Source organism: Pedobacter anseongensis, assembly GCF_037482965.1.
In the GTDB taxonomy this organism is placed as follows: domain Bacteria; phylum Bacteroidota; class Bacteroidia; order Sphingobacteriales; family Sphingobacteriaceae; genus Pedobacter; species Pedobacter anseongensis.
Genome location: NZ_JBBHKB010000001.1, coordinates 1,210,213 through 1,229,873, shown reverse-complemented (window position 1 = coordinate 1,229,873; position 19,661 = coordinate 1,210,213). Strand labels below are relative to the sequence as shown.

The window sequence follows — 19,661 nt, the reverse complement described above, 5'->3', positions numbered from 1 at the left end:
AATGGAAAAAGATTTCAAAATAACTTCTGCCCAGCATTACGAAGATACTATGATTATCATTTTCGAAATGCAAGAACAAGAAGATCCTTTAACGCTTGCTCAACTGGCCGAAATGGAAATTATGATGAAGGCTGCTGAAAGGTTTGAGGAAGAAGAGCTTTAATAAAATCGCTAACTAGCGATGCAATTGTTTTTGCGGTGGTTAAATCATTTCTTCCATCTGCAAGCTGTGTAGCTCCTTCGCAGAGGTGTAAATAACTGAATTTTTTATCGCACGATAAAAGAAATGCACGCATATCTTTTAAGGAGAAGCCCGACGGACTACCAGCGCTAGAAAGTAAATTGGCAATGCTATCTAGGTCGACTTCTAGCCCGCAAGGTTCTGGTAAGTCGTTAATAAACCCTTTCCAATTCTTTAACATCGTTTCTTCACTTTTCAATAGGTCTTCGTAGTAGAAAGCTTGAATATTCGAATTAGTTTTGATGTAATTAGACAAATCGGCATGGGCATAGCTTTGTTGCAAACCGAATATGCGATACTGCTCTAAATGGCCATCCTGCAAGGCGTATGTAAAGCCATTTCCGCTATGGCGGCCCTCTTTTTTTCTCAAATCGGCATGCGCATCGATATTTACGATATTCATTTTTTGCTGATGCGCTAATGATGCCCCCCATATCATGCCAAAAGCATTATTGTGGCCACCCCCAATTACTATGGGAATTTTGTTTGCAGCTATAATTTGCTCAATTATTGGATAAACCAAATTATCGATTATCCTCACTTTGTTTCTTAGGCTTGATAGGCTCTTGTCTGCCGGCTCTTCAATTTCCAAATGGCCTAATACTAACAATTCTTCTCCACTAAAAAAAGAATTGCTTTGCATATTTAGTAAAATCTTTAGCGCCGGTAGCCATGCTGTTTGTGTTCCGCCAATTCCCAAATTTGCACGCACCCCAATATCTTCTGGGATACCCAAGAGCACAAATTTTGCATTGCAGTTCTGCAGGTCTTCGAACCACCGAATAAGTTGTACTTTTTGCCCTAGTTTAATTTCTCCATCTCTTTCGTTAATCAAAGGAGTAATATCATTATGGGTGTATATTTTTAATCTATCCATTATAAATTTCTCCGTTCAAGATTACCGTTTCTATTTGTGTTTGCCCAAAACTATAGGGTAAATAGCCTAATGATGGCATTTCTCGAGTAATGAATAGGTTTGCTCTTTTTCCGATGGAGATGCTGCCTACTTCGTTAGTTAATTCCATTGCTGCAGCTCCATTTAAGGTTGCGGCATTAATGGCCTCTTCGGGCATCATTTTAAGTTTTATGCAGGCTAACGAGACAACAAAATTCATATTTCCGGATGGAGTGGAGCCTGGATTATAGTCGGTAGCCAAGGCAACTGCAGCATTGTTATCTATCAATCCACGGGCATTCGCAAATGGAATGTTGAGGTAAAAAGAGCAAGAAGGTAAAAGGGTGGCTATGGTTTTACTTTTTGCTAAGCTTTTTAACACTTCTTCGTTGGTTTCTTCGAGATGGTCTACAGAAATGGCGTTGTGCTTAATACCCACCTGTGCCCCTCCCGAAACCGAAAGTTGGTTGGCGTGTATTTTCGGTTTTAGGCCATATTTCGCCCCTGCGGATAACAACTGATCGGTTTCATCGACAGAAAAGAAGCCCCGTTCGCAAAAAACGTCGATATAATCGGCCAACTTCTCTTTTGCTACCACTGGAAGCATTTCGTTTATAATTAAATCGATATAGCCTTTATGATTATTTTTATAGTGCTGCGGATAGGTATGCGCAGCTAACAGTGTAGCTTTGATGGGAATGGGGAATACATTTTTTAAACGCTTAATTACACGGAGCATTTTTAACTCGCTCGCCAAGGTTAGCCCGTATCCACTTTTTATTTCGATTGCTCCAGTTCCTTGCTTAATCATATCGCGAATGCGTAAAGAAGCACTTTCGAAAAGTGAATCTTCTGAAGCCAAAGCCAATTTGTTGGCCGAATTAAGGATACCTCCTCCAGCTGCGGCAATTTCTTCGTAAGTTTTGCCTTCAATTTTCATCACGAATTCTTCTTCCCGCGAAGCGGCAAACACAATGTGGCTATGGCTATCGCACCATGAGGGGAAAACGTACTTGCCTTTAGCCGGGAGGTGAGGGGTGAGATTTGAGATGGGAGGAGGAATAGCGCTCATTGAGCCAAAATCTTTGATCAGGCCATCCTCGAGTAAAAGCCAAGCATTTTCCAATACAGGCAATCTGGCCAATTCGCTACCACGAAGCACTTGTTTTTCTTTTGGATGAATGCCTACGAGGGCTTTGATGTTGGTAATGAGCATAACTGTTGCGTGTTGTGAGTTGCGGGTTATGAGTTTGGGCGCCTAATTAAATTTAGGAAAAGGTTATGAATCATGACCCGCAACATCAATCAAGTTCCAATAATACCGGACAATGATCAGAATGTAATGCATCGGGCAAAATCTTAACCTGCTTGAGGCGGTTTTCCATGGGCTTTGTTACCAAGTGATAGTCGATACGCCAGCCTAAATTTTTCGCTCTAGCCCCTGCTCTATAGCTCCACCATGTATACTGATGCGGGTCTTTATTAAAATGTCTAAATGAATCAATAAAACCATTGCTCATAAAGAGCTCCATCCACTCTCTTTCTTCGGGTAAAAATCCAGATGAATTGGCATTCGACTTTGGGTTGTGGATATCGATAGGTTGGTGGCAAATGTTGTAATCGCCCGAGATGATCAGGTTTGGAAACTGCTTGCGCAATTCATCCACATAAACATCGAAAAAGCGCATAAATTCATATTTTTTGATTTGTCTTTCATCGCCACTAGAGCCCGAAGGCATATATAAACTCATTAATGAAAAGGTATCAAAATCGGCCCTTAAAATTCGGCCTTCGGCATCGATCCAAGGTTCGCCACAGCCATAAGAAATGCTATTAGGTTTAATTTTGGTTAAAATGGCAACACCACTATATCCCTTTTTTTCTGCGGGGAACCAATAATGATGATAGCCTAACTGTTCGATTAGTCCGATAATCTCGGGAATTTGCTCTTTCAGGGCTTTTACTTCTTGCAAGCAAACCATATCGGCGTTGGTAGCTTGCAGCCAATTAAAGAGGCCTTTTGTTGATGCGGCACGTATGCCGTTTACATTGTAGGAGATTACCTTCATTTTCTTTTCTTCTTCTTCAATTCTCTTTCTAATTTTCTTACTTCTTTTTTCTTTAACACGGTTACGGTCATCTTAATATCGGTTTTAGGTCGATCGGACTTACCAGTGGGCACATTGGCAATGGCATCTACCATTTCCAGGCCTTTTACCACTTCACCAAAAACGGTATAATTTCGGTCTAAATGTGGCGTACCGCCAATGGTTTTATATACCTGACGTTGCCATTCGGGAATTTTGAACTTTAAGCGCTTTTCTTCGGTTAAATTTAAGGTAGAATCAGTCCAAATTTTTCCTTGTACGATATAAAATTGCGTGCTACTTGATGCTTTTGTTGGATTGCTCGAATCACCTTCCCTAGCTGCAGCCAAAACCCCTTTTTTATGGAACAAACTGTCTCTAAATTCGGCCGGCACTGTATAGTTTAATCCACCATTGCCCAACGAAGCCTCGGGTGTTGCATTTTTCGAATCAGGATCTCCACCTTGGATCATAAACTCTTTAATCACCCTGTGAAACAAGGTGCCATTATATAAACCCTCCTTGGCCACTTTAATAAAATTATCACGGTGTAGAGGCGTTTCGTTATAAAGTTTAATGGTTACGGTTCCTTTATCGGTTACAATTTTTACGTATTGATTTTTGGGCTTTGCAGCCATCGCCTGAAGGCAAAATAAGCTTATAAATAGAAAGAGAATTTTCTTCATGTTCAATTGATTTACCGCTAAGTTATCTAAAAATAGAATAGATTAAAAATATAGCCGCAGATGCGCAAAGGTTAACAAATAATGCACAAGTAAAACATTAATATTACATATAGCCGCAGATGCACAGATTTGGTGGCCCTAAAGCTTTGCGATAAATCTGAACAGGTGGTACAAAAGAAATCTGTGCATCTGTGGCCAAAACAACAGGATATATTTTACCATCTTTTAACAAATGAGGGTGTTTTAATTCAGAAATTTATCTATAGCTTTGCTAATGATGAGTTTAAAGCAAAAATTAGCAATAAGTCTTTGCGCGTTTTACCTAGTTAGTGTAATTGGCGTGGCTTTGAGTCTACATTTTTGTGGAGGCAAACTAGCATCGGTTTCGACAACTACTGCCAGGGCTAGTTGCACATATTGCAAAGCAGAATCGGCAAATCAAAAGGATAATAATTGCTGTAAAAACACGAAAGTTGAGGTTAAAGTAAAGGATAATCATCAGGCCGAAAGTGCTATTAAAGCTCCTAAGTTATTTAGCGTAGATCTTTTTCTTCACCCCAATGTTAGCCAAATCATCAATCAGTTTTTGCCAACATTCTTCAGCAAACTAGCAAATAAAGCCCCTCCCAAACCATCTGGCGTTGCCTTGCATGTGATGAATTGCGTTTTTAGAAATTAGGAAAGGGAAGATTAAGGTAGAGATACCTAAAATTTTTTATTCACCAAAATTTCGAAAAATGAAAACGACAAAATTGATAATTGCATTTTTGATGCTTTTTGCACTAAACAAAGTATCGGCACAGCAAATAAGTGCTGTAGAAATGCAGGTTACCGGATTAACCTGTTCGATGTGTTCGCAAGCTACGGAAAAATCGTTGCGAACCTTACCCTATGTTGCCAATGTTAAACCCGATTTAAATAAAAATCTTTTTACACTTACGTTTAAAAAGGAGGGATCGGTTAATCTTGATCAATTACAAAAGAAAGTTAAGGATGCGGGATTCTCTGTTGGGAATTTAACGGCTACGATTAATTTTGATCAAGCAAAGGTTGATGATGCTGGACAGGTGGTTATAGGGGGTAATGTGTATCGCTTTTCGAATGTAAAAAGTAAGATTTTGAATGGCCCTGTCAAGGTAAACGTAATCGATAAAAATTTTATTTCGAATGCCGCCTTTAAGCAGAAGCTAACACAGCTTAAGTTCGATTCCTATCCAAGCGGAACAGGTCTTGTAAACGGGAAAAGAACTAGAATTTATCACTTAAGTATATAAAGATGATCAGAACAACTCTAGGGGTATTTCTCCTCTGTTTTGGTTTAAATCCGGCGATTTTTGCACAAGAACTGTATGTCTTTACGGAGCCGGCGAGTAATATGCCTGCGAAATCTATTGGCTTACGGATAACAAATGAGGGCATGTTTAGTCGCGATTTTCGCAGTAGAAGTATTGCCGAGGTGATGGTAGGCCTGAATAAAAATCTGATGTTTCATGCTCAAGGTTTTCTTTCTGATATGGATGGAAAGTATAGCGTAGAGGGGTCAAGTTTATATGCGAAATATCGATTTTTCTCGTTAGACGCCGCCCATAGCCATTTTAGAGCTGCTATTTTTGGTAGAATAAGTGCTAGCAAAAGAAAAATGGAAAGTGAGGATATTAATTTGGAAGGAGATAATTCGGGAATTCAAGGCGGATTTGTCTTTACACAATTAATCCATAAACTGGCGTTATCGGCAACATTAGGATACAGCAAGTCTTTTAGAAAAGAAGAACATTTGTTGTATGGCGGGATGATAATGGATGTTTACAGCATGCCGGGTATGACGATGCCGAGCATGAAAGCACCAGATGAAATACTAAGTTATAGTTTATCATCAGGTTATTTATTGCTTCCATTTGTTTACAAAAGCTATAACCAGCCTAACTTTAATCTTTATGTTGAGCTACTTGGGAAAACAAATCCAGCTAATGGAAACTCCTATTTAGATCTTGCACCAGCGGTGCAGGTGATTTTAAATAGTAAAACGAGGGTCGATTTAGGTTATCGTTTTCAGGCCGCAGGCAATATGGAGAACAGGTATTTAAAAAACATGTACCTAGCCCGAGTAGAATTTAATTTTTTTAACGCATTAAGTAAAAAACAATAATATGAACAAGATAATCACAATAGTTGCCCTATTTATGGCAACAATTTTAACTACAAATGCTCAAGGAGTTTCAGCAAAAAAAGAGTTTAACAATACGTTAAATGCATATTTTGAAACCAAAAATGCTTTAGCTAAAGACAATGCATCGCTGGCAAGCGAAAGTGTTAAAAGGTTGATAAAAACTATCGATAACTTTCCAGTGAAGAGTATCTCGGCCGAACAGCAAGCTATTTGGAAAAAGGAATCAGAAATTATTAAAAAATCAGCACTGGAAATTGATTCTGAGAAAGCAATTAAGACACAACGCAATAGCTTCTGGCCGCTCTCTACGGCAATGGTAAAATTGGCGAAAGCATTTAGCATGAATACGGGAGATGTATATGTTCAATATTGTCCGATGGCAAAAAAGAGCTGGCTTAATGAGGTTGAGGCCATTCAAAACCCTTTTTATGGCAGTATGATGTACGATTGTGGAGAGGTTACGGAGACCATTAAGAAACAGTAAATGAAGCTGTATATCAAAAATATGGTATGCAACCGATGTAAAATGGTGGTGCAAAAGGAGTTAGATAAGCTTGGTTTGCACTCTATTTCTGTACAGCTAGGCATGGTAGAGATTTCGGAAGAAAGAATGGATGTGTTTAAACAGCTAGAACTGTTGAATACACTTCAGGGATTTGGCTTTGAATTATTAGTCGATAAAAAGAAGCAATTGGTGGAGCAAATAAAGACAGCCATTATCGAACTTGTTCATTATGCAACAACGGCTCTAAATGTAAATTTATCTAGCTATCTAAGTGAAAAGCTAAATTTGGGCTATGCTAATCTAAGTTCCACTTTCTCTGAAATGGAGGGCGTTACTATAGAGCGGTATTTTATACTGCAGAAAATCGAAAAGGTTAAGGAACTTTTAACGTATGGCGAAAAGTCGTTGAGTGAGATCGCTTATCTTTTAGATTACAGTAGCGTTGCTCATTTATCGGCTCAATTTAAAAAAATAAGTGGGGAAACCACTTCCTCTTATAAATTGGCGCATCATCAAGAGCGTAAGACAATAGACGAAGTATAGTGTTTCTTATCTTACATCAATAGAAAAAGCGCGAGTAAGGGTTATTTTTGTGATGTAAATAATCAAAATGGAAACGTTAAATCAGTTCAAAAGTTTCACGTCTAGCTTAGGCGAGACGGAGAAAATGCCTGTTCTTTTTATGGGGCATGGTTCGCCTATGAACGGAATAGAAATTAATGAATTTAGCAGCAAGTGGATTGATATCGCTAAAGAAATTCCTGTTCCACAAGCGGTACTAGTTGTTTCAGCCCATTGGTTTACAAAGGGAACACGTATTACGGCAATGGATTTTCCGCCAACCATTCACGATTTCGGCGGCTTTCCACAAGCGTTATTCGATGTGCAATATCCTGCACCAGGAAATCCAAAACTCGCACAAGAAACAGTAGATTTAGTAAAACAAACTTCTATTGTTTTAGATCACGATTGGGGCTTGGATCATGGGGCATGGTCTGTGATTAAACATATGTACCCCTTGGCGAATATTCCTGTTTTACAATTGAGTATCGATTATACAAAGGGAGCGCAATATCATTACGATTTAGCGAAAGAGCTATCAGCATTGCGAAAAAAGGGAGTGCTTATTTTAGGTAGTGGTAATATGGTGCATAATTTGAGGATGGTAAGTTGGGAGATGATGGATGGAGGAGGATATGATTGGGCTTTGGAAATGAACGATAGCTTTAAAAATTTAATTTTAAATAAAAATCATTCGTCGCTCATTAACTACCAAGCAATGGGAAAAGCAGCCATGCTAGCTATTCCAACGCCAGAGCACTATTTGCCATTGATGTATACCTTAGGTTTGCAAAACGAGAAGGAGGAAGTATCATTATTTAACGATAAGGCGATTGGCGGGTCGTTAACGATGACTTCCGTAAAAGTTGGCTAACTAATTATATAACTCTTTTCGGATTAGATGTAACGGAAAAAAAACAAGGCAAGTTAATTTTGTGTTATTAATTATAAATAAAATGACACATACTTATCACGTTAGCGGAATGACTTGTTCGGGATGCGAAAGTAAAGTGAAAAGCAGCTTACTAACCATCCCAGAAATAACTTCGGTTGAGGTTTCGAAGGATAGCCAATCGGCTACGATAAAAATGGACAAACATGTAGATTTGTCGGCCTTACAAACAGCCTTAGGGAATCATTATAAAATTAATTTACCCGCACAGCATAACCAAGAACAAGTACATAAAGCATGTTGCCAAACACACAGTGAACCACAGCCTGTACAATCGACGGCAAATGCTCATGGTAAATATTATTGCCCAATGCACTGCGAAGGCGATAAATTATATGACAAACCTGGCGCTTGCCCCATATGCGGAATGGATTTGGTGAGAATGGAGCCAATTGAAGGCGAGGAAGACAGTACCTATACCTCATTATGGAAAAAAATGAAGATAGCACTGCTTTTCACTGTGCCAATTTTTATCATTGCCATGCTTGGTATGTTTCATCAAAATCCATTAAATCAAATAATGGATCATGAAAAGTGGAATTGGGTGCAGTTTGGTTTGTCGGTGCCTGTTGTGTTTTATGCGTGTTGGATGTTTTTTGTGAGGGCTTATAAATCTATAGTAACCTGGAATTTGAATATGTTTACGTTAATAGGGCTGGGTGCTGGAGTAGCCTTTCTTTTTAGTGTTTTCGGTTTGTTCTTTCCTCAGCTTTTCCCGCAAGAATTTAAAGACGAACATGGATCAATCCACCTTTATTTTGAAGCAACAGCTGTTATTTTAACCTTAGTGTTGCTTGGTCAACTAATGGAAGCAAAAGCGCACGATAAAACCAGTGGAGCTATAAAAGCATTGCTAAAGCTGGCTCCTACAGAAGCGGTATTGTTACAAAAGGGTAAAGAACAAATGATCGCTATACATGAGATCAAGAAGGGAGATGTATTAAGGGTAAAACCGGGAGATAAAATACCGGTTGATGGTAAAATCGAGGATGGAAATAGTACCGTAGATGAATCGATGCTTACCGGCGAGCCCATCCCAATAGATAAAAAAGAAGGAGATGCAGTAAGTGCGGGTACAATAAATGGGACAAAGTCGTTCACGATGATTGCAGAAAAAGTAGGCTCAGATACTTTACTCGCACAAATTGTGCAAATGGTTGCAGACGCAAGTAGATCAAGGGCACCAATACAAAAGCTTGCAGATAAGATCGCTAAATACTTTGTGCCAGTTGTTGTGCTTATCGCAGTAATTACTTTTTTTGTGTGGTTTCATTTTGGACCTCAACCTAGCGCTGTTTATGGATTTATCAATGCTGTTGCCGTATTAATTATTGCCTGTCCTTGCGCACTAGGTTTGGCCACGCCGATGTCTGTTATGGTTGGTATTGGTAAAGGAGCGAAATTGGGCATTTTGATAAAAAATGCAGAAGCATTAGAAAAATTGGATCAGGTAAATGTATTAATCACCGATAAAACAGGAACCCTAACCCAAGGAAAACCAACGGTCGAGAAGCTAGTTGCTCTTAATCATGATGAGGATGATTTATTGAAAAAAATTTCTTCATTAAACCAATATAGCGAACATCCGCTTGCCAAGGCCATCCTCAACTATGCAAAAACAAAAGCGATTAATTTAATTGAGGTAAAGGATTTTGATGCTATAGTTGGCAAAGGTGTTATTGGAACGTACGAGGGTTTAAAAATTGCATTAGGCAACATGAAATTAATGGACGAAATCGGTGCTATTACGCCTAATGAGATAGAAGATCAGGTTAAAAAAGAACAGGAGTTAGGCAAAATAGTATCGTTTATAAGCCAAGATAAAAAGGTGCTCGGTTTTGTGACCATTACAGATCGTATTAAAGGAACAAGTAAGGCGGCGATCAAAGAATTAATGGCGCAGGGCATTGAAGTAATAATGCTCACTGGCGATAGTGAAAACACAGCGAAGGCTGTGGCTCATGATTTAAATTTAAAAGACTTTAGGGCTGGGTTTTTACCAGAAGATAAGCTTACTGAAATCAAAAGGCTTCAAACACAAGGGAAAATCGTTGCTATGGCTGGTGATGGAATCAATGACGCGCCAGCATTAGCGCAGGCAGATATTGGTATTGCGATGGGCACAGGAACGGATGTGGCCATTGAAAGTGCTAAAATAACGTTGGTAAAAGGAGATTTGCAAGATATTGTGAATGCTAAAAAATTAAGTCACGCCGTGATGAAAAACATTAGGCAAAACTTATTTTTTGCATTTGCTTATAATACTTTAGGGATTCCTTTAGCTGCGGGTATTTTATATCCGGTTTTTGGATTGCTGCTGTCGCCCATGATTGCTGCCTTGGCCATGAGTTTCAGCTCCGTTTCGGTAATCGGAAATGCACTTCGTTTAAGGTCTGTTCACCTATAAAAATAGCATGAAACCATTGTTAAAAATCGCCATACTTTTATTTTTTGTTACCGCTTATCTTGCGGCCTCTGCCCAAATTAAAGTGGAATATGTTTGCCCTATGCATTCGGAAGTGAGGGATGATAAACCGAACAAGTGTGAAAAATGCGGTATGATCTTACAACCGGTAGGGGCAGAAGAAACCGCCATTACTAAAGCGAATGTTAACTCATCAAACCCAATGCATACGGCAAGTAGTAAATTCTCGCCAAAAAAAGTTCGTTATGATTTGTATATCCGAGATACGACGGTAAATTTTACGGGAAAGCCAAAACGTGCAATCGCTGTAAATGGCCAAATCCCGATGCCAACATTAACCTTTACCGAAGGCGATACGGCCGAAATTCATGTCCACAATGAGTTGGAAGAAGAAACGTCGTTGCACTGGCATGGTCTATTTTTATCAAACAAGTATGATGGCGTGCCAAATTTAACTCAAATGCCCATTAAACCACATACCACTCACGTGTACAAATTCCCCATTATCCAAAACGGTACACATTGGTACCACAGCCATACGGGTTTGCAAGAACAAATTGGTATGTATGGATCTATGATTCTAAACACAAGGAACGAGCCATCCATTCCTACTATTCCAATTGTTTTAAGTGAGTGGGCAGATATGAGCCCTAAAGAAATAGATCGGAGTTTGCATAATGCGAGCGACTGGTTTGCCATCAAGAAGGGGAGCACACAAAGCTACGCTGAAGCCATTAGGGAAGGACACTTTAAAACTAAAGTAACCAACGAATGGAAGAGGATGAATGCCATGGACGTGAGCGATGTATATTACGATAAGTTTTTAATCAACGGGAAAGAACAATTTGTTGCTAAGAACTTTAAAGCTGGCGATAAAGTAAGACTACGCATTTCCAATGCTGGCGCCTCGTCTTATTTTTGGCTTACTTATGCTGGGGGCAAGATTACAGTTGTTGCCAATGATGGAAATGAGGTGGTACCTGTAGAGGTTGATCGCTTAATGATAGCCGTTTCGGAAACATATGATGTAGTGGTAACTATACCTGAAAATAAACAGTATGAGTTTTTAGTAACACCAGAAGATAGAACCAAGTCTGCCTCATTATGGTTGGGCAATGGGATGAAAATGCCGGCTAAAAAATTGCCGAGATTAAATTATTTCGAGGGCATGAAGATGATGAACGATATGATGGAAATGAACGGGGATTTAAAAGAGATGAAGGGGATGAAAATGCAAAACCAGATCATGGATATGAATAAGGTTATGTATCCAGAAATTTCGGAAGGGGAAACGGTTACGTTAAATTACACGATGTTAAAGTCTCCAGAAAGCACAGTGCTACCAAATGGACCAACAAAGGAGCTAAAGTTCGATTTAACCGGAAACATGAATAGGTACGTGTGGACTTTAAACAACAAAACGGTTTCGGAAGCAGATAAAATTTTAATTAAAAAAGGGGAGAACGTAAGGATTATCTTGTACAACAACAGCATGATGCGCCATCCTATGCATTTACATGGCCATGATTTTAGGGTAATCGGAAAGCATGGCGTTTACGCACCTTTAAAGAATGTGCTCGACATAATGCCGATGGAAAGAGACACCATTGAATTTGCTGCTTCAGAAAGTGGCGATTGGTTTTTTCATTGCCACATTCTTTATCACATGATGAGTGGCATGGGAAGAGTATTTAGCTACGAGAATTCGCCTGTAAATCCCGAAATCCCGAATCCAAAACTGGCGCAACGGAGATTGTTTGCCGACGATCGCATGTTTCATTTTATGGCCGAAAATGACTTTGCAAGCAATGGAAATGATGGAATGGCCATGCTGGCCAACACGAGGTGGAATGTAACCACCGAATGGAGGTTAGGGTATAGCAAAATGCATGGCTTTGAGGTAGAAACGCATGTTGGCAGGTATATAGATAGAATGCAGTGGGTAATGCCTTTTATTGGCTTCGATTGGCGCTACCGAAAAATGGGAATCAACGAGCAAGAAAAGAATATTTTTGGACAAAGTAATAGCAAAGATAAGCGGGCATTGCTTAGTGCAGGTATTGAATATACTTTGCCCATGTTACTGAAGGCCCAAGCCGAGCTGTATCAAGATGGTAATGTAAGGTTGCAGTTAATGAGAGAAGATATACCCTTATCAAAGCGAATGAGAATGAGCTTTATGGCAAATAGCGACAAAGAATACATGGGGGGATTAAAATACATTGCAACAAAATATTTTTCACTTACTACGCATTACGATAGTGATATGGGTATTGGCGTAGGTTTTTCGCTTAGGTATTAGGCGTTAACGTAGATAAGATGTGTGCCAAATGATGCTGCCCATGCCAGGCATAATTTCCAATCAAGTAAGCTAAAGTTAACTGCTGGTTTGCTGCGGGATGGATGTACGTTCTGTTAAAATCTGCAAAATCTAGCGCACGTAAAGTTATCACCAAACGACGATGAATAGCTTTAATAATGGCAATTGAAATTTCGATATCACCGTTTTTTGCTTCTGGCAATTCGGCCCAAATTTCTTCATTATAGGGCCGAACAATCGGATTTTCTTCAGTTAGCGTTAGCTTTACACGAGTGTAAGCATTGATGTGGCTATCGGCCACATGGTGGATGACCTGCCTAACCGTCCACCCCCCAGGGCGATAATGAACAGCTAATTGTGCATCCGTTAATTTTGAGGCGACTTCGATGAGCTGGTGAGGGAAATTTTCTAACGAATCGATCCAATTCTTGATTTGAGCTTCGTCTACATTTTCGGGGTAGGTGTATTCCCCAATCGGGTACTTTAAATCTTCCATTTCTACATCATTTTCTTTAATATTTTTAACACCCATTCTTTTCCCGTGTACGGTGGATAAATGAGGCGATTGAAATCGATACCCGACTGAAAAACAATTGCTCTCTCATGGGAGAAGGTTTTAAAGCCAAAAGCACCATGACTACTTCCTATTCCGCTCGAATTAACACCTCCAAAAGGTAATTTCGGGTTGCTAATGTGAACAAGTACATCATTAACACACGTTCCTCCGGCGCTTGTGCTTTTGATTAGTTTCTTGATGTTTGTTTTGTTTTTGCTGAAAATATATAAGGCTAGCGGTTTACTTTTCTCATTAATCTGCTCAATTACTTCATCTAAATTTTCGTAGGGAATAAGCGGTAAGATCGGGCCAAAAATCTCTTCATCCATTACCTTGCTGCCAGCTGAAATTTTACTTAGAAGAATGGGGTTTATACTTTGACGGGCTTCATCAAAAGTGCCGCCAAAATCTATTCGAGCGCCTTTATCAACAGCGTCATCAACAAGTGTTTTTAAACGGGTAAAATGTTTTGCGTTAATAATTTTGCCGTAACTGGTAGAGTCTATCTTTTGATGACTAAAAAACAAGCTTGCTGCGGAAGCTTTATAAAGTCGAATAAATTCATCCATTTGGTTTTGATGCACAAAAACATAGTCTGGAGCAATGCAAGTTTGACCGCAATTTACCAATTTTCCCCAGGCAATTTTTTCGGCTGCTTTTTCTAAATTTACATCTTTATCGATTACTGTTGGCGATTTTCCGCCAAGCTCTAAGGTTACGGAGGTAAGGTGTTTTGAGGCGGCTTTCATTACCACTTTGCCTATTTCGGTGCTTCCGGTAAAGAAAATATGATCAAATGGCAAGTTCAATAAAGCTGTAGAAGTTGTAGCATCGCCCTCGAAGCAGGCGACCTCTTTTTGGTCGAAAGCCTCGCTAAGGATAGCATTTATTACGTTGCTTGTTGCGGCACTTAATTCAGAAGGCTTTACCATAACTGAATTTCCGGCGGCGATGGCCGAAATTAGGGGGCTCATCACCAATTGAAAAGGATAATTCCAAGGTGCTATAATCAAACAAACACCTTTTGGTTCGTAATAGATTCTGTTTTTAGAAAAGGGATTACTTAGGGTTATTCCAACTCGTTTTGGTTTCATCCAACGACTTAGATTTGCGATTGCGAAATCGAGTTCCCCATAGATAAAAATAAGTTCAGTAACGGCACTTTCAAATCGACTTTTACGAAGGTCGCTATGTAATGCGGCATACAATTTATCTTCGTACTTTACTATCGTTTTTTTGAGAGTCTTTAATTTCGAGATGCGTTCGTCGACATTGCTTTTTCGGAGCGTATATTTGTGTTCGTTTTGCGATTTAAATACCGAATCGATTTTGTTTGTCATTTTGAACTTTAATAAGTGTTAAATATAGTTAAAATGAGCATAAATTTTATTAAAAAGACATCCATTAATGCCATATTGCGTATATCATAGAAAGGATAAGATAATGAAGAGATTTTTTTTAAGTATCTGGATTAGCGTTGTTTGTTTTCAACTTCAGGCGCAAACCACTCGGCCAGCCGTTTTGGTGATTGGAAATGGAAATGCTGCGGCTGCGGCGGCTATTCAAGCAGCGGTTTCAGGGGTTAAAACTACGGTTTTACTGCAAGCAGGGGGATTTGACATTAACCCAATAGCAAATGATTTAAACTCGGGCTTACAAGCAGATTTTTTCAAGAAAATTAATATTGCGAAAGGTATTAAAGATAGTTTGATAATTTCTTCATTTGATAAAAAATTAGCTAATGAGGTGCTTACCAAATGGACCGATTCGCTAAAAAACTTAACGGTTATTAAAAATGTAATATGGACAAAGGCCGATCGATCGGGCAATAATTGGACGTTTAAGTTAAGCGACGGAAAGACACTTAAACCCTCAGTTTTAATTGTTGCTGGTGATGGGAAACTTAAGGCAGCATTGGAAATTAAAACGTTGCCCGTAACTTACGAAGAGCCACTTAATTACGCGAATACGGTATACAGAACAAGCGTATCGTCTGGAAAATTTAGTAACGGTAGCGTTGCATCTATTTTATCGATGTATAATTTATTTGTTCCCGACCAAGAAAACTTAATTTGGTTAAAAGGTGATGAGGGGATGTTAATTGGTCAGGCGGCAGGCGCAGCAGCGGCATATGCTGGTTTTTTTGGCACAAAATTATCTGAAATAAAACTAAAAGAAACCCAAGGTGAGCTCATCAATTATAGATTGGCTATTATGCCTTTTTCTGATATCCAACAGCAAGACTCGAATTGGAAAGCAATTCAGTTTGTTGGGGTTAGTGGGGTAATTAAAGGCCGGATCGATAAAAACGGCCTTCAGTTTATGCCAGATAAATTCGTAACAACTGAGGAAATTAAGCAGCCCTTTAAAGATTTGTACTATAAAGCTCAAATTTGGTTCGACGATTACGAAAGTGCTGATTTAACACTGGCGGCGGCCATCGATATGATTTGCTACGTTGGTCAGAAAGCACCAGAAACCACAATAAAAGAGATTGAAAAGAATTGGAAAACGGTGTATAAATTAGCGAGCACGTTCGACTTAAAAAAGCGGATTACGCGAAGAGAATTTGCAGTAATTTTAAAAGATTACATGTCGCCTTTTAATGTAAATGTTGATAAGAACGGAAAGGTACTGAGGTAGCTTTTGAGTAGTTAGTACCCCGATTGGATTCAAAAATGCTAATCACGCTCACTACTTAAGCGCCCCATTTCTAACTACTATGTACTAAGTACCAACTACTTTTAAGTAACATTTATAAAACCTTCCTCCCCTTAGCGTTATGTAATTGCTTTTTTATATAAATTGCATGCATAACCTAAACAAAATGAAGAAACTTTACCTTTTTAACCTGTTTTTTCTGTTTTTGGCGGCAACAACTTTTGCACAAAGCCAACAGGATTACAGCACAAATGCAGTGTTAACCCAACGGGTTAAAGCATTAGTTCAAAAATACCCACAATGGGTTAAATCCAAATCCTTAACCCAAACGCTAGGCGGAAAAGACATTTTGATGCTTACTATTGGTTCGGGAAAAACCGAAGATAAACCTGCTATTGCGGTAGTGGGCGGGGTTGAGGGTAAACACCTTTTAGGGGTTGAAATGGCCATCGGTTTTGCCGAAAAATTATTAGCTAGTTCAGGAATAGATAGTGTTAAAAATCTTTTAAATACCCAAACCTATTATGTTTTTCCGAATATGAGTCCGGATGCTACCGAGCAGTATTTTGCAAAAGTAAAAACTGAGCGCAGTGGCAACGAAACTAAAACCGACGATGATCGTGATGGAAAATTGAACGAAGATGGCCCCGACGATTTAGATGGCAATGGAAAAATTACCTGGATGCGAATTCTCGATCCTACAGGAAAATATAAGTTAAATAGTGACGATCCAAGGTCGCTTTTATTGGCCGAGGCAACTAAAGGTGAAATGGGAAAATACATTTTATTGCCTGAGGGAGTTGATAACGATAAAGACGGCGATTTTAACGAAGACGGCCCTGGAGGGGTTCATTTCAATAAAAACTCGAGCTTTAACTTCAAAGCGTTTGCTCCTGGAGCAGGAGAATATGCGGTTTCGGAAAAAGAAAATCGCGCGTTATTCGATTTCCTTTTTGATGCTTTTAACGTGTATGCGGTAGTTACTTTTGGCCCAACTAATAATCTTTCTACTCCGGTACTCTTTAACCCAAGTGGAATTGCCAAAAGAGTAATTACCAGTTGGTATGATTCGGATGCGAAAGTAAATGCCTTGGTTTCTGAGCGCTATAATAAAATCACCAAAACGAAAGAAGCACCCAAAGCACAGGCAGACAATGGCGATTTCTCACAATGGGGATATTTTCATTACGGACGTTTAAGTTTTAGTACGCCAGGATGGTGGATACCCAAGGTAAATCCAGATTCATCGCGCAAAGAGAAGAAGTTTGTAAATGAAGATCCTGTAGCTTCGTATTTACGATGGGCTGCCACACAAGGCATCACCAATACCTTTACACCATGGAAAGCGGTAAATCACCCTGATTTTCCTGGACAAACGGTAGAAGTTGGTGGACTGGATCCTTTCGTTTTAATTAATCCACCCTACAAAATGGTTGATGGTATAGTAAGCAAACATACAGATTTCTTGGTTGCTTTAGCTAAAATGGCGCCAAAGTTAGACTTGGTAAACCTCAAAACTGAAAAAGTTGCCGAAGGATTAACCCGTGTTACCTTAAAAGTACTGAACACAGGAGATTTGCCAACCTATACGAAAGTGGGCGACCGTAGTTATTTCCTGAAAAAGATTGTGGTTAAACTAAATATGAATGCCAATCAGGCGGTAGTAAGCGGTCGAAAAACTCAAACGATTGAGAGCATTCAAGGCAAAGAGAACAAAGAATTAACCTGGTTAATTAAAGGAAACGGTAAAATAACGATTGATGCGGGAAGTCCAACAACCGGCAGTAAATCTATTGAAGTAACGCTATAATCAGACAGACGATGAAAACTAAATATACTATTCTTCTGGCCGTACTCCTATTATGCGCCGGAATTGTAAATGCCCAAAAGCCGGAAAATATAATAGCGGCAGTGGGGACACCACCAAACCCTAAAGTACAAGTGAGCTGGAATCGTTATAATGATTATGCGGCCATTACCGATATTTGTAAAAAATTGGCTGCAGCACATCCCAATTTGGTAAAGCTAGAAGCGATGGGAAAATCGTTCCAAGGCAAAGACCTTTGGGTAATGACCATTAGCGATACCAAAGTTGGTAATGTAGATAAAAAGCCAGCTATGTATATCGATGGAAATATTCACTCGAACGAAATTCAAGGAAGTGAATTTGCGCTATATACTGCATGGTATTTAGTAGAAATGTACGCGTCGGGCAATAAAGCCATCCAATCGTTATTGGGCGAAAAAACATTTTACATTGCGCCAACTATTAACCCCGATGCAAGAGATCACTTTATCCACCAAGCAAATACAGCACACTCGCCTCGTACAGGATTAATCCCAATTGATAACGATAGGGATGGTGCCACAAATGAAGATGGTTTCGACGATTTAGATGGCGATGGAAACATTGTAATGATGCGACGAAAAAGTGCTACTGGTCGTTATAAAGTAGACCCAGCCGATAATCGTAGAATGATTTTGGTGGGTGCAGAAGAGAAAGGTGAATATGAATTGTTGGGCGCTGAAGGCATAGATAACGATGGCGATGGCTTTGTGAATGAAGATGGTGAAGGGGCTTACGATCCAAACCGCGATTGGGGATGGAACTGGCAACCCAACTATATTCAAGGCGGAGCTTATAAATATCCATTTTCTTTGCCAGAAAACAGGGCAATTGTTGATTTTGTGATGAAGCACCCTAATATTGCTGCGGCACAATCGTATCATAACAACGGAGGAATGATTTTAAGGGGCCCTGGAGCCTTGGAAGATTTAGACACCTACAATGCACAGGATGTTAGGGTGTATGATGCTTTAGGTAAGAAGGGTGAAGAAATGTTGCCAGGGTATAAATACTTGGTGGTATATAAAGACTTATATTCGGTTTTTGGGGGAGAATTGGATTGGTTCTATGGTGGAAGAGGAATTTATACCTTCTCTAACGAGCTGTGGACAGGCTATTCGATGTACAATAAAACCGATGGCGAAGACAGTCAGAATCAGACCTATACATTTGACAAAGATCTTTTAATGAAAGATGCTTTTGTAGATTGGCATCCTTATAAACACCCGACCTATGGCGATATCGAGATTGGTGGGTTTAAAAAAACCTACACCCGTTTGCACCCTGGCTTTTTGCTAGAAAGTGACGCGCATCGCAATATGGCTTTTAGCGTTTATCATGCTTACAACACCCCTAAATTAAGTGTTGGGGAAATTGAAGTGCTGCCAGTTGCGGGTGGATTTACACAAGTTACCGCACTTGTGCATAATGAGCGAATGATCCCTACGCACTCGAGCCAAGATGTGAAGAACAATATCGAAACACCAGATATCATCACGCTTAGTGGCGGAACCGTCGTAGCGGGAATGATTGTGCTTAACCGTGATTTAGGCTTAACTACCGAGCAAAAAAGCGATCCAACAAATATCAGAGTAAATAATATTGCTGGAAATAGTTTTGTAACGGTTCGTTGGCTGGTAAAGGGCGGAACGAAGTTTACCGTTAGTGTATCAAGTAAAAAAGGTGGAATTGCAAGTAAAAGTAATTAATGGCATTAAACAACCTCGCAGGTTGCCAACCTGCGAGGTTGTACTCTTAA

General features: G+C 39.5%; 18 protein-coding genes. 12 read left to right on the top strand and 6 right to left on the bottom strand.

The window, feature by feature from the left end; all coding sequences use genetic code 11:
* Position 1 precedes the first annotated feature (1 nt).
* Positions 2-163 carry a hypothetical protein gene (locus WG904_RS05410; protein WP_339578274.1) on the top strand — a complete coding sequence of 54 codons (162 nt, stop codon included), beginning with the start codon at positions 2-4 and terminating at the stop codon, positions 161-163.
* On the opposite strand, the gene WG904_RS05405 is transcribed toward WG904_RS05410, so the two are convergent.
* The 4 genes from WG904_RS05405 to WG904_RS05390 form a co-directional block, all read right to left on the bottom strand.
* Positions 120-1,118, bottom strand: coding sequence for a formimidoylglutamase (locus tag WG904_RS05405; RefSeq protein ID WP_339578273.1), 999 nt, complete (start codon positions 1,116-1,118; stop codon positions 120-122). The genes WG904_RS05410 and WG904_RS05405 overlap by 44 nt on opposite strands.
* Positions 1,111-2,352 carry an imidazolonepropionase gene (gene hutI, locus WG904_RS05400; protein ID WP_339578272.1) on the bottom strand — a complete coding sequence of 414 codons (1,242 nt, stop codon included), beginning with the start codon at positions 2,350-2,352 and terminating at the stop codon, positions 1,111-1,113. Before hutI ends, WG904_RS05405 begins: the two co-directional genes overlap by 8 nt.
* Before the next feature lie 85 nt (positions 2,353-2,437).
* A complete protein-coding gene (locus WG904_RS05395) occupies positions 2,438-3,205 on the bottom strand; it encodes an exodeoxyribonuclease III (protein ID WP_339578271.1) in 768 nt (255 codons plus the stop codon).
* Complete coding sequence (locus WG904_RS05390; RefSeq protein WP_339578270.1) at positions 3,202-3,909, bottom strand: peptidylprolyl isomerase; 708 nt, start codon at positions 3,907-3,909, stop codon at positions 3,202-3,204. The genes WG904_RS05395 and WG904_RS05390 overlap by 4 nt, the downstream gene beginning before the upstream one ends.
* A 274-nt stretch (positions 3,910-4,183) precedes the next feature.
* Here WG904_RS05390 and WG904_RS05385 point away from each other — a divergent pair, with 274 nt between their 5' ends.
* The 8 genes from WG904_RS05385 to WG904_RS05350 all read left to right on the top strand — a co-directional run bounded on the left by WG904_RS05385 (position 4,184) and on the right by WG904_RS05350 (position 12,821).
* Positions 4,184-4,588 (top strand): HYC_CC_PP family protein, encoded by a 405-nt coding sequence (locus WG904_RS05385; protein WP_339578269.1) that lies wholly within the window; start codon positions 4,184-4,186, stop codon positions 4,586-4,588.
* A gap of 58 nt (positions 4,589-4,646) precedes the next feature.
* Entirely contained in the window at positions 4,647-5,183 is a 537-nt protein-coding gene (locus WG904_RS05380; RefSeq protein ID WP_339578268.1) for a heavy-metal-associated domain-containing protein, read from the top strand.
* A gap of 2 nt (positions 5,184-5,185) precedes the next feature.
* Positions 5,186-6,055, top strand: a complete 870-nt coding sequence (locus WG904_RS05375) for a hypothetical protein (RefSeq protein WP_339578267.1) — start codon at positions 5,186-5,188, stop codon at positions 6,053-6,055.
* 1 nt (position 6,056) lies between these two features.
* Positions 6,057-6,560, top strand: a complete 504-nt coding sequence (locus tag WG904_RS05370; RefSeq protein ID WP_339578266.1) for a DUF3347 domain-containing protein — start codon at positions 6,057-6,059, stop codon at positions 6,558-6,560.
* Entirely contained in the window at positions 6,561-7,124 is a 564-nt protein-coding gene (locus WG904_RS05365; protein WP_339578265.1) for a helix-turn-helix domain-containing protein, read from the top strand. It begins immediately after the preceding gene.
* A 67-nt stretch (positions 7,125-7,191) separates the two neighbouring features.
* Positions 7,192-8,016 carry a 4,5-DOPA-extradiol-dioxygenase gene (ygiD, locus tag WG904_RS05360; RefSeq protein WP_339578264.1) on the top strand — a complete coding sequence of 275 codons (825 nt, stop codon included), beginning with the start codon at positions 7,192-7,194 and terminating at the stop codon, positions 8,014-8,016.
* 82 nt (positions 8,017-8,098) lie between these two features.
* Entirely contained in the window at positions 8,099-10,501 is a 2,403-nt protein-coding gene (locus WG904_RS05355) for a heavy metal translocating P-type ATPase (RefSeq protein WP_339578263.1), read from the top strand.
* Between the two features lie 7 nt (positions 10,502-10,508).
* Positions 10,509-12,821: a multicopper oxidase domain-containing protein gene (locus WG904_RS05350; RefSeq protein ID WP_339578262.1), complete on the top strand. Its 2,313-nt coding sequence runs from the start codon at positions 10,509-10,511 to the stop codon at positions 12,819-12,821.
* Here the strand turns inward: WG904_RS05350 and WG904_RS05345 are convergent.
* On the bottom strand, positions 12,811-13,371 hold the full coding sequence (locus WG904_RS05345) for a YfiT family bacillithiol transferase (protein WP_339578261.1): 561 nt from the start codon (positions 13,369-13,371) through the stop codon (positions 12,811-12,813). The genes WG904_RS05350 and WG904_RS05345 overlap by 11 nt on opposite strands.
* Positions 13,338-14,735: an aldehyde dehydrogenase family protein gene (locus WG904_RS05340; RefSeq protein WP_339578260.1), complete on the bottom strand. Its 1,398-nt coding sequence runs from the start codon at positions 14,733-14,735 to the stop codon at positions 13,338-13,340. The genes WG904_RS05345 and WG904_RS05340 overlap by 34 nt, the downstream gene beginning before the upstream one ends.
* A 103-nt stretch (positions 14,736-14,838) precedes the next feature.
* Between WG904_RS05340 and WG904_RS05335 the strand changes: the two genes are divergently transcribed.
* The 3 genes from WG904_RS05335 to WG904_RS05325 all read left to right on the top strand — a co-directional run bounded on the left by WG904_RS05335 (position 14,839) and on the right by WG904_RS05325 (position 19,611).
* Positions 14,839-16,038 carry a hypothetical protein gene (locus WG904_RS05335; protein ID WP_339578259.1) on the top strand — a complete coding sequence of 400 codons (1,200 nt, stop codon included), beginning with the start codon at positions 14,839-14,841 and terminating at the stop codon, positions 16,036-16,038.
* A 184-nt stretch (positions 16,039-16,222) separates the two neighbouring features.
* Positions 16,223-17,866 carry a M14 family metallopeptidase gene (locus tag WG904_RS05330; protein ID WP_339578258.1) on the top strand — a complete coding sequence of 548 codons (1,644 nt, stop codon included), beginning with the start codon at positions 16,223-16,225 and terminating at the stop codon, positions 17,864-17,866.
* A gap of 11 nt (positions 17,867-17,877) precedes the next feature.
* Complete coding sequence (locus WG904_RS05325) at positions 17,878-19,611, top strand: M14 family metallopeptidase (RefSeq protein WP_339578257.1); 1,734 nt, start codon at positions 17,878-17,880, stop codon at positions 19,609-19,611.
* Positions 19,612-19,661 lie beyond the last annotated feature (50 nt).

Excerpts from the sequence above, each read along its gene's own strand:
- WG904_RS05370 (WP_339578266.1), top strand. The coding sequence starts at position 6,057 with ATGAACAAGATAATCACAATAGTTGCCCTATTTATGGCAACAATTTTA.
- hutI (WP_339578272.1), bottom strand. The coding sequence starts at position 2,352 with ATGCTCATTACCAACATCAAAGCCCTCGTAGGCATTCATCCAAAAGAA.
- WG904_RS05340 (WP_339578260.1), bottom strand. The coding sequence starts at position 14,735 with ATGACAAACAAAATCGATTCGGTATTTAAATCGCAAAACGAACACAAA.
- WG904_RS05385 (WP_339578269.1), top strand. The coding sequence starts at position 4,184 with ATGATGAGTTTAAAGCAAAAATTAGCAATAAGTCTTTGCGCGTTTTAC.
- WG904_RS05395 (WP_339578271.1), bottom strand. The coding sequence starts at position 3,205 with ATGAAGGTAATCTCCTACAATGTAAACGGCATACGTGCCGCATCAACA.
- WG904_RS05380 (WP_339578268.1), top strand. The coding sequence starts at position 4,647 with ATGAAAACGACAAAATTGATAATTGCATTTTTGATGCTTTTTGCACTA.
- WG904_RS05390 (WP_339578270.1), bottom strand. The coding sequence starts at position 3,909 with ATGAAGAAAATTCTCTTTCTATTTATAAGCTTATTTTGCCTTCAGGCG.
- WG904_RS05325 (WP_339578257.1), top strand. The coding sequence starts at position 17,878 with ATGAAAACTAAATATACTATTCTTCTGGCCGTACTCCTATTATGCGCC.
- WG904_RS05345 (WP_339578261.1), bottom strand. The coding sequence starts at position 13,371 with ATGGGTGTTAAAAATATTAAAGAAAATGATGTAGAAATGGAAGATTTA.
- WG904_RS05330 (WP_339578258.1), top strand. The coding sequence starts at position 16,223 with ATGAAGAAACTTTACCTTTTTAACCTGTTTTTTCTGTTTTTGGCGGCA.
- WG904_RS05355 (WP_339578263.1), top strand. The coding sequence starts at position 8,099 with ATGACACATACTTATCACGTTAGCGGAATGACTTGTTCGGGATGCGAA.
- WG904_RS05365 (WP_339578265.1), top strand. The coding sequence starts at position 6,561 with ATGAAGCTGTATATCAAAAATATGGTATGCAACCGATGTAAAATGGTG.
- WG904_RS05375 (WP_339578267.1), top strand. The coding sequence starts at position 5,186 with ATGATCAGAACAACTCTAGGGGTATTTCTCCTCTGTTTTGGTTTAAAT.
- WG904_RS05410 (WP_339578274.1), top strand. The coding sequence starts at position 2 with ATGGAAAAAGATTTCAAAATAACTTCTGCCCAGCATTACGAAGATACT.
- WG904_RS05405 (WP_339578273.1), bottom strand. The coding sequence starts at position 1,118 with ATGGATAGATTAAAAATATACACCCATAATGATATTACTCCTTTGATT.
- ygiD (WP_339578264.1), top strand. The coding sequence starts at position 7,192 with ATGGAAACGTTAAATCAGTTCAAAAGTTTCACGTCTAGCTTAGGCGAG.
- WG904_RS05350 (WP_339578262.1), top strand. The coding sequence starts at position 10,509 with ATGAAACCATTGTTAAAAATCGCCATACTTTTATTTTTTGTTACCGCT.
- WG904_RS05335 (WP_339578259.1), top strand. The coding sequence starts at position 14,839 with ATGAAGAGATTTTTTTTAAGTATCTGGATTAGCGTTGTTTGTTTTCAA.